At 68.6% G+C, this 8,888-nt stretch carries 10 protein-coding genes and 1 pseudogene; 7 read left to right on the forward strand and 4 right to left on the reverse strand.

Going from position 1 to position 8,888, the window contains the following annotated elements; translation table 11 throughout:
- A pseudogene (locus tag JWP28_RS05540) lies at positions 1 to 562 on the reverse strand (endonuclease/exonuclease/phosphatase); the annotation flags it as partial.
- A 226-nt stretch (positions 563 to 788) separates the two neighbouring features.
- On the opposite strand from JWP28_RS05540, the gene JWP28_RS05545 reads away from it, so the two are divergent.
- Both JWP28_RS05545 and JWP28_RS05550 read left to right on the forward strand, forming a co-directional pair.
- A complete protein-coding gene (locus tag JWP28_RS05545) occupies positions 789 to 2,048 on the forward strand; it encodes a glutamate carboxypeptidase (RefSeq protein WP_299540889.1) in 1,260 nt (419 codons plus the stop codon).
- 156 nt (positions 2,049 to 2,204) lie between these two features.
- Positions 2,205 to 3,707: an EAL domain-containing protein gene (locus JWP28_RS05550; protein ID WP_299540891.1), complete on the forward strand. Its 1,503-nt coding sequence runs from the start codon at positions 2,205 to 2,207 to the stop codon at positions 3,705 to 3,707.
- A gap of 11 nt (positions 3,708 to 3,718) precedes the next feature.
- Here JWP28_RS05550 and JWP28_RS05555 read toward each other — a convergent pair whose 3' ends face one another.
- Positions 3,719 to 4,357: a DsbA family protein gene (locus JWP28_RS05555; RefSeq protein WP_299540892.1), complete on the reverse strand. Its 639-nt coding sequence runs from the start codon at positions 4,355 to 4,357 to the stop codon at positions 3,719 to 3,721.
- Between the two features lie 99 nt (positions 4,358 to 4,456).
- On the opposite strand from JWP28_RS05555, the gene nthA reads away from it, so the two are divergent.
- Genes nthA through JWP28_RS05575 form a run of 4 tightly spaced genes read left to right on the forward strand, consistent with a single transcriptional unit; the run spans position 4,457 to position 6,312 of the window.
- On the forward strand, positions 4,457 to 5,068 hold the full coding sequence (gene nthA, locus JWP28_RS05560; RefSeq protein WP_299540893.1) for a nitrile hydratase subunit alpha: 612 nt from the start codon (positions 4,457 to 4,459) through the stop codon (positions 5,066 to 5,068).
- A complete protein-coding gene (gene nthB, locus JWP28_RS05565) occupies positions 5,065 to 5,718 on the forward strand; it encodes a nitrile hydratase subunit beta (protein ID WP_299540894.1) in 654 nt (217 codons plus the stop codon). The genes nthA and nthB overlap by 4 nt, the downstream gene beginning before the upstream one ends.
- Positions 5,705 to 6,061 (forward strand): nitrile hydratase accessory protein, encoded by a 357-nt coding sequence (locus JWP28_RS05570; RefSeq protein ID WP_299540895.1) that lies wholly within the window; start codon positions 5,705 to 5,707, stop codon positions 6,059 to 6,061. The genes nthB and JWP28_RS05570 overlap by 14 nt, the downstream gene beginning before the upstream one ends.
- Positions 6,062 to 6,099: 38 nt before the next feature.
- Positions 6,100 to 6,312, forward strand: a complete 213-nt coding sequence (locus tag JWP28_RS05575) for a hypothetical protein (RefSeq protein WP_299540896.1) — start codon at positions 6,100 to 6,102, stop codon at positions 6,310 to 6,312.
- Between the two features lie 3 nt (positions 6,313 to 6,315).
- Here the strand turns inward: JWP28_RS05575 and JWP28_RS05580 are convergent, their stop codons facing one another.
- On the reverse strand, positions 6,316 to 6,669 hold the full coding sequence (locus tag JWP28_RS05580; RefSeq protein WP_299540897.1) for a DUF6481 family protein: 354 nt from the start codon (positions 6,667 to 6,669) through the stop codon (positions 6,316 to 6,318).
- 62 nt (positions 6,670 to 6,731) lie between these two features.
- On the reverse strand, positions 6,732 to 7,151 hold the full coding sequence (ndk, locus tag JWP28_RS05585) for a nucleoside-diphosphate kinase (protein WP_299540898.1): 420 nt from the start codon (positions 7,149 to 7,151) through the stop codon (positions 6,732 to 6,734).
- A 248-nt stretch (positions 7,152 to 7,399) separates the two neighbouring features.
- On the opposite strand from ndk, the gene JWP28_RS05590 reads away from it, so the two are divergent.
- Positions 7,400 to 8,888, forward strand: a 1,489-nt coding sequence (locus JWP28_RS05590) for an ABC-F family ATP-binding cassette domain-containing protein (RefSeq protein ID WP_299540899.1), incomplete at its 3' end; no start/stop codon positions are given.

Genomic DNA, 8,888 nt, shown 5'->3' on the forward strand with positions numbered 1-8,888 from the left:
TCCCGACCGCGACCGTGAAGGCGGTCTTGTAGGCGACCGGGTTGGCGTCGTCGGTGGTCCAGTTGGCCGGATTGTCGATCGCCTGCAGCAGGTCCCCCGCGGTCCCGGCGGTCGGACCGGCATAGGCGCCGTTGTCCGGTCCGAAGCCCAGGGCGGTGGTCCCGACGACCAGGCCGGTCGGCACGGCCGAGGTGTTCGAGCTCGTCGCATCCGCGGCAAAGGCGGTGTTGTTGTCGGCGAAGTCGACGGCGAAGAGCGGCGTCGCGGCGGTCGCGGGGCCCTGATAGGCGATGATCTGGTCGCCGGAGGTCGAGGGATTGAACGAGCCCGTCAGGCCGGTGAAAGTGATTACCGTGCCCGCCGTCGCGCCGCCCGCAGGCGCGCTCCAGCTCAGCACGCCCTCGCCGGCGCGGAAGCCGCCCGCCGCCAGCCATCCGTTATCGGTGAAGTTGACCGTCGTCGTCGCGTCCACGTCCTTCAGCAGGACGAAGGCGAAGGACTTCCCGGCGGTGTCGCTGGAGTAGCCGATGAGGGCAACGTCGCCGGAGGCCAAAGTGGTCATACGCAATCCATCCAGGGTTGAGGCGTGCGTCCCCGCAAGGCCGCCAGTTTGATCGATGGGTGCAGGCCCGCGACGCCGAATCAACCGGCGCGTGCAACGGATCCTGTGGCCCTACGCCATCGCTAGCGACGCTCCGTGACACGTCTGTTACAGCGCGGAGACTGTCCTGACACAGTTGCGCCGCAGGGCCGGCCATGCTCCAGATTCCGGAGTTGGGGAGATTTCCATGAAGTTCGAATGGCTGGCGGCCTGCGCCGCTCTGGCGCTTGTCGGCGCATCGGCCGCTCAGGCGGCCCCGAAAGCAGTAGCGAAGGACGCCAAGGTCTGGGCCGCGGCCGAAGCCGCAAGGCCGGAGCAACTGAAGCTCCTGGAGCAGGTGGTCAACATCGATTCGGGGACCGGCGACGTCGATGGCGGACGCAAGGTCGCCGGCATCCTGGCGGCGCGGCTCAAGGCCCTGGGTTTTTCGGTCGAGAGTATGAAGGCGGAGGCCGAGGGCCTGCCGGAGAACACGGTCGCGACGCTGAAGGGCGCGGGCAAGGGCCGCATCCTGCTGATCGGCCATATCGATACGGTGTTCGGGCCGGGCACGGCGGCCAGGCGGCCGTTCCGGATGGATGCGGAGAAGGCCTATGGGCCAGGCGTCTCCGACGAGAAGGGCGGCGTGGTCGAGGGGATCTATGCGATGCAGATCCTGCACGACCTCGGCTTCAAGGATTTCAAGCAGATCGTCTTCCTGATCGAAACCTCGGAAGAGCGCGGCTCGCCGGGGACGCAGAAGCTCATCGGCAAGCTGGTGGCGGACGCGGACGTGGAGCTGAACCTGGAGCCCGGCGACCTGCCCGACAAGCTCACCGTCTGGCGCAAGGGCGCCGCGGCCGTTCACATCGAGGTCAAGGGCCGCGCGGCGCACGCGGGCATCGCTCCCGGCGAGGGCCGCAACGCCGCCACCGAGCTGATCCACCAGATCGCCGCCAATGACGGATTCCCGAAGACGGGCGACGGGATCACAATGAACCTTACCGTCCTGCAGGCCGGGACGCGCGACAACATCATCCCCGAGGACGCCCAGGCGACCTACAGCGTGCGGATCCGCGAAAAGGCGGACCTCGCCAAGGTGATGGCGGTGGTGGAGAAGAACGCACAGACGACCGCTGTTCCCGACACCAAGGTCCGGGTCTGGCGGCAGAACCCATTCTTCCCGCCCCTGCCGACCAACCCAGGCACCGAGGCGCTGGCCGATCGAGCGCAGGCGATCTACGCCGGGATCGGCAAGACGATTTCGCGCGGCGGCAACGGCGGAGCCTCGGAATCGGCGCTGGCCTACGAGGGTGGGATCCCGGCGCTGGACGGCCTGGGCCCCGCGGCCGGCGGCTTCCACGCCGACACCGAATACCTGCTGCTGAGCTCGGTGACACCCCGGCTCTATCTGCTCACCAAGCTGGTCCAGGAGCTCGGCCACGCCCCGCCGCCGCGGCTGAAGTAGCGCGTTGGGGGCTGCGACTTCCCGTTGGCCCTTAACGGTCCCTACAGCTTCTGAGAGCAGTGTTCGGGGAGAATGACATCAGACGCAATCTTTCCTAAGACTGCGGCGCTCAAGGCCTTCGTCATCCGCCATCGCTTCACATTGGCCGACGCTGCGATGATCGGGGTCCTGGTCATCGCGGCGCTGCTCGCGGTTTGGCAGCTCGACGTCTTTCCCAATGAAACCATGCGCGTCCGGGAGACCGTTCTCGAACTCGACGAGGTGTTCGCTGTCTGCGCGCTCGGCTTCGGACTGTTCGCCTGGACGCGGATGCGCGCGCAGGGCCGCGAAGTCCGCCGTCGCCGGGCCGCTGAGGACGAGGCCAGGGCGCTGGCGTTCGAAGATCCGCTGACCGGCCTGCCGAACCGCCGCCAGTTCGACGCCGCGCTGAAGGCGGCCTTGGCGGCCCCGCCTGGAGCCGACGCAGTGCACGCCGTGCTGATGCTCGACCTCAACGGTTTCAAGCGAATCAATGACGTGCACGGCCACCCTGTCGGTGACGAGGCGCTCTTCCAGACCGCCCTGCGCCTTCGAAGGGCCGTGCGGGACAACGATCTGGTGGCACGGCTGGGCGGGGATGAGTTCGCCGTGCTCGCCCGGCATATAGCCGGCGCCGAGGCCGCGACCGGGCTGGCGCTGCGGATCATCGAGGCCCTGGAACCGCCCGTCCGCGCGGGCGGGTCGGAGCATCAGATGGGCGCCGGTATCGGCATCGCCCTGGCGCCGCTCGACGGCGCGGACGCGGAAACCCTGCTTCGAAAGGCCGACGTGGCGCTCTATCGCGCCAAGGCCGAGGGGGTGAGCGCCCTGCGCTTCTTCGAGGAGGAGATGGATCAGCACATCCAGGAGCGCGACCAACTGGAGCGCGACTTGCGCGCGGCCATCGGCTCGGGCGCCTTGGAAGTCCTCTATCAGCCTTGCGTCGAAATACGGTCCGGACGGCTGACGGGTTTCGAGGCGGCGGCGCAGTGGCGTCACCCGCGTCTCGGCGTTCTCGATGCCTGGCGGTTCATCCCCATCGCCGAAACCGCGGGACTGATCGCACGCTTGACGGACGATCTCCTCGGCAGGGCCTGCAGAGACGCGACGGCGTGGGGTCCGGACGTGACCCTGTCGTTCAACATCTCGCCGGCCCAACTCAAGGACCGGACATTCGGTCTTCGGGTCGTGAGGATTCTCGGCGATGCGGGATTATCCCCATCGCAGCTCGAGCTCGAGATCGTTGAAAGCGCGGTCGTGGCGGATCTCGAGGGCGCGCAAGGGGTCTTGGGCGCAATCCGGGAAACCGGCGTAAGGATCGCCCTGAAGGACTTCGGAACGGGCTACTCAAGCCTCTACCATCTTCGGAATTTCAAGATCGATCGGATCAAGATCGATCGCAGCCTCGTCCAGGCCATGGGCGCCAATTCGCAATCCGCCGCCATCGTGCGCGCACTCGTCGGCCTGGGAACCGGGCTGGGCCTCACGGTCGCGGCCGAAGGGGTTCAGGACGAGCATCAACAAATGCTGCTGGCGAACGAAGGATGCCAGGAAGCGCAGGGCGTCAGCCGCGCCCTATCCGCCAGCGGCGCCATGGCGCTCTTGAACCCTGCGGCCGGCCTGCGCGGCGTCGCCCTCTGAAGACCGGCCTCTCAGGCGGCGATCCGGTCCAGCCATTCCCTGAGGATGCCGACCACCTGCTCGCCCGGCGCGAAGCCGCGGGTGACGACGCCATAGACACCTTCGGGGGTGGGGCCGGCCACCAGGGTCGGGAAGCCGGTGACGCCGGCGCGCTGGGAGATGGCGTAGTCGCGCCAGGTCTCCTCCTTGGCCTCGGCGCTGGCCCAGGTCGCCAGGAACGCTTCACGGTCGAGGCCGACCTCCTCGGCCAGCTCGCTCAACACCTGCGCCGTGGTGACGTCGCGGCCCTCGGCGTAGAAGGCGCGCTGGGTTCGTCCGAGGAAGGTGGCCGCGATCTCCTCCCCCTCCCGGCGCGCCACCACCACCGCGCGGGCGGCCGGATCGGTGTCGTAGGCGAAGCCCGGCCGCGACATGCCGGAGCCGTTGAACGGCAGGCCGGTCGCCTCGTGCACGTGCGTCCAGTGGTCGGCGATCTCGAGCTTCGCCTCCTCCGTCATCGGGGTTTCGGTCCCCGGGCGCAGGCCGCCCATCACCACGCGGATCGGCAGCGCACGGCCGAAGGTGTGGCGAATGTCCTCGATCACCGGCGAGAAGCCGTAGCACCAGGAGCACATCGGGTCCGAGAAGTAGATCAGATGGGGCGTGGTCATGGCGAAGAAGCCTCCAGGCGCCTCAAGCATCGCAGGTGATCGCCGCCCGGTCATCACCCGGCGCTTCACCTTTGCGCCCGTTCGGAGCATTTTCGCGGCATGGCGCACGACCACCACGATCACGATCATGACCACGGCCAGGAGCCGCCGTCCGACCTGGCGCTGCGCGTGAAGGCGCTGGAATCGCTGCTGGTCGAAAAGGGGCTGGTCGATCCGGCGGCGCTGGACGCCATCGTCGACCACTTCGAGCACAAGGTCGGGCCGCGCAACGGCGCGCGGGTGGTGGCCCGCGCCTGGACTGACCCGGCCTACAAGGCCCGCCTGATGCAGGACGCCACCGCCGCCATCGCCGAGCTGGGCTATTCCGGCGGTCAGGGCGACCACATGGTGGTGGTGGAGAACACGCCGGAGGTCCACAACCTCGTCGTCTGCACCCTGTGCTCCTGCTACCCGTGGCCGGTGCTGGGCCTGCCGCCGGTCTGGTACAAGTCCTCGCCCTACCGCTCGCGCGCCGTCATCGATCCGCGCGGCGTGCTGCGGGAGTTCGGGACGGAGTTGCCGGCCGACACCGAGGTCCAGGTCTGGGATTCGACGGCGGAGATCCGCTACCTCGTGCTCCCCGAGCGGCCCGCGAACACCGACGGCCTGGATGAGGCCGCGCTGGCCGCGCTGGTCACCCGCGACGGCATGATCGGGACGGCGAGGCTGTGAACGGCGTCCACGACATGGGCGGCATGCAGGGCCTCGGCCGGATCGAGCCGGAACCGGAAGCGATCGTCTTCCACGCCCCCTGGGAAGCCCGGGTGCATGCGATGAGCGTCGCCTCGCCGACACGCGCCAACATCGACGCCGGGCGCCACCAGCGGGAGCTCATCCCCGGCCCCGAATACCTGCGGATGAGCTACTACGAGAAGTGGTTCCGGTCCTTGAGCGAACGGCTCCTGCAGCAGGGCCTCGTGACGCCCGAGGAATATGCCAGCGGCGAGGCCGCCCCGGGCTCCGCCAAGGGGACGCCGCGGCTCGCGGCCGAGGCCGTGGAACGCGCGCTGAGCCACGCCAGCTCCTACGTCCGCGAGGCCGCCGCACCGCCGCAATTCGCGCCGGGAGACGCGGTGCGCGCCCGCAACATCCACCCCGACGGCCACACCCGCCTGCCCCGCTACGTGCGCGGACGCTCGGGCATGATCGTGCGGACGCATGGCGCGCACGTGTTCCCGGACTCCAACGCCCACGGCAAGGGCGAGGACCCGCGCCCGCTCTACACGGTGCGGTTCACGGCGCGGGAGCTGTGGGGCGAGGCCGCCGATCCGCGCGGCAGCGTCTGCCTCGATCTCTGGGAGCCCTACCTTGAGCGCGCCTGACCCGCTCGCCCTGCCCCGCCTGCCGCGCGACGAGAGCGGTCCGGTGTTCGCCGAGCCGTGGCAGGCGCAGGCCTTCGCGCTCGCCCTGCAGCTGCACGAGCAGGGCGCTTTCACCTGGGCGGAATGGGCCGCAGCGTTGTCGGGGCGCCTGAAGGCGGCCGGGCCGGAAGACGACGGCTCGCGGTATTATGAGCACTGGCTTGCGGCCCTGGAGGGACTGACGACCGCCAAGCGGCTGGCCGGCGCGGCGGAACTGGCCGAACGCAAGCTGGCCTGGGAAGAGGCCTACCGCCATACGCCCCACGGACTTCCCGTAGAGCTTGTCACGGAACTTTTACCATAGTCGTACGCTCAAGCTCGAGCGGAGGACTACGGACGAACATGGTTCAGTATGCGGTGACGCTCAAGGACGGGGACTGGACCGTCTTTTCCGACGGCGAAGCCATCGAGCACGGCCTCAGCCGGTCGGCCGCCATCCAGATGGCCAAGGACATGGCCTTCCAGGCCGAGGAGCGCGGCGACACCGTCGAGCTCCTGATCCAGGGCTACTACGGTGACATGTCCCGCAAGCTTTCGGGCGGGGCGGAAGACTGAGGATCAGCTCCGGCGCTGGGCCGACTTGGCTTCGCGCTTGGCGCGGGCTTCCGCCTTGGCCTGGGCCTTGCGGTCCTTGCGGTCCTGGCGTTTCAGCTCGAGTTGCGCCTCTTCGTTGTTGGCCAGCGCCAGACGCGCCGCCTCCTTGTCGGCCTCAGCCTTCAGGCGCGCGGCTTCCTTGTCGGCGGCCCGCTTGGCGCGCACTTCCTCGATCTCGCGAGCCTTGCGCTGGGCGCGGGTCTCAAGGATTTCGGCTTGGACAGTGGGTTTCGGCTTGAACTTTTCCAGCAGCGCTCTGCGTGCTTCGGCCTGGGAGCTCAACCGTTCGTTGAAGCCCCCGATCTTGTCTTCTCTCATCGCGACTTTCGAATGGGATTGGATATCAGGCGAGGAAGCCCCGCCGGGCGGATTGGTTGCCCTCAGCCGACGATGTCGGCCTCGGTGAAGAACTGGGCGATCTCGAGCGCGGCGTTCTCCTGGCTGTCCGAGCCGTGCACCGAATTCTCGCCGACGCTTTCGGCGTAGAGCTTGCGGATCGTGCCGGGCGCCGCGTCGGCCGGGTTGGTCGCGCCCATCACCTCGCGGTATTTGGCGACTGCGTTCGCGCCTTCAAGTACCTGCACGACGACCGGCTCGGAGGTCATGAACTCCACCAGTTCGCCGTAGAACGGGCGGGCCGCGTGAACCTCGTAGAATTTCCGGGCCTGCCCCTCGGTCATGCGGATGCGGCGCTGGGCCACGATGCGCAGGCCCGCGTCCTCGATCACCGCATTGATCTTCCCGGTCAGGTTCCGCCTGGTGGCGTCCGGCTTGATGATCGAGAAGGTGCGTTCGGTCATGAGGATCTTTGGTCTCTGATGGCTGGGAAGCCCGCGGCGCGCCGCGAGGTGGCGGGCTCTATACCTGCCTCGTCCGCGCTCGCCAAGGCGTGTGCGGCAACACCGCTTGCGGATCGGCATGACGCGGGCCTGTCGGTCTGCTATGGACGCGCCCGGTCAGGCGGCGGCGCGGCTTCTCATCCCTGACCTTTCCCGTCCTCCGCAGGCCCGGCGAAGCGCTGGTCCGCGCCCATTTCGCGATTCCTCTCATGTTGCAGATCAAAGACCTCGTATTCGACGCCTGGGGCCGCCGGTTCTTCGACCAGGCGACCGTCAGCCTGCCCAAGGACGCCAAGGTTGGCCTGGTGGGCCGCAACGGCGTCGGCAAGTCGACGCTGTTCAAGCTGATCCTCAACCAGCTCACCCTCGGCTCGGGCGAGATCGGCCTGCCGCGCGCGGCTCGCATCGGCTCGGTGGACCAGGAGCATCCCGCGACACCCGTGCCGCTGCTCGACACCGTGCTCGCCGCCGACATCGAGCGCGCGACCCTGCTCGCCGACCTGGAGACCGCCGAGCCGGAGCATATGGGCGAGATCTACGCCCGGTTGATCGAGATCGACGCCGACCGGGCCCCCTCGCGCGCAGCCGAGATCCTGGCGGGCCTCGGCTTCTCCAACGCCGACCTGGCGCGGCCCATGGCCGAGTTCTCCGGCGGCTGGCGGATGCGGGTGGCGCTGGCCGCCTCGCTGTTCGCCGCGCCGGACCTCCTGCTGCTCGACGAGCCCACCAACTACCTCGACCTGGAAGGCGCCCTGTGGCTCGAGGCGCGGCTGAAGAAGTACCCGCACACCGCCATGGTGATCAGCCACGACCGCGAGCTGCTCAACAACTCCGTCGACCACATCCTGCATCTGAAGGACGGCAAGCTCGACCTCTATGTCGGCGGCTACGACAGCTTCGAGACCCAGGTCACCGAGAAGCTGCGCCTGCAGGAAGCCATGCGCGTGAAGATCGAGGCCAAGCGCGCCCACATGCAGTCCTTCGTCGACCGGTTCCGCGCCAAGGCCTCGAAGGCGACTCAGGCCCAGTCGCGCCTGAAGATGATCGCCAAGCTGCCGCCGGTCTCCAACGTCATCGAGGATCGGGTGGCCCCGTTCGTCCTGCCCTCGCCCGAACGGCCGCTGCCGCCGCCGCTGCTGCGGCTGGAGGACGCCGACGTCGGCTATGGCGGCCCGCCGATCCTGAAGAAGCTGAACCTCCGGCTCGACATCGACGACCGCATCGGCCTGCTGGGCGTCAACGGGGCCGGCAAGTCGACCTTCGCCAAGCTGGTGGCCGGCGCGCTAAGCGTCGAGGCGGGCCACCTGCACCGCAGCCAGCGGCTGCGCGTGGGCTGGTTCCACCAGCACCAGATCGAGGCCATGGACCCCACCGACACGCCGCTGGAGATCATCCGCCGCGCCCTGCCGCAGGCTTCTGAGTCGCAGCGCCGCTCGCGGCTCGCCCAGTTCGGCATCGGCTTCGAGAAGGTCGAGACCACGGTCGCCAACCTCTCCGGAGGCGAGCGTGCGCGGCTGCTGCTCAACATGGTGGCCATGGAGGCGCCGCACCTCTTGATCCTCGACGAGCCGACCAACCACCTGGACATCGACAGCCGGCGCGCGCTGCTCGACGCGCTCAACGACTACGAAGGCGCGGTGATCCTGATCACCCACGACCGCTCGCTGATGGAGCTGGTGGCCGACCGGCTGTGGCTGG

The organism is Phenylobacterium sp. (assembly GCF_028290885.1).
Taxonomy (GTDB): Bacteria; Pseudomonadota; Alphaproteobacteria; order Caulobacterales; family Caulobacteraceae; genus Phenylobacterium.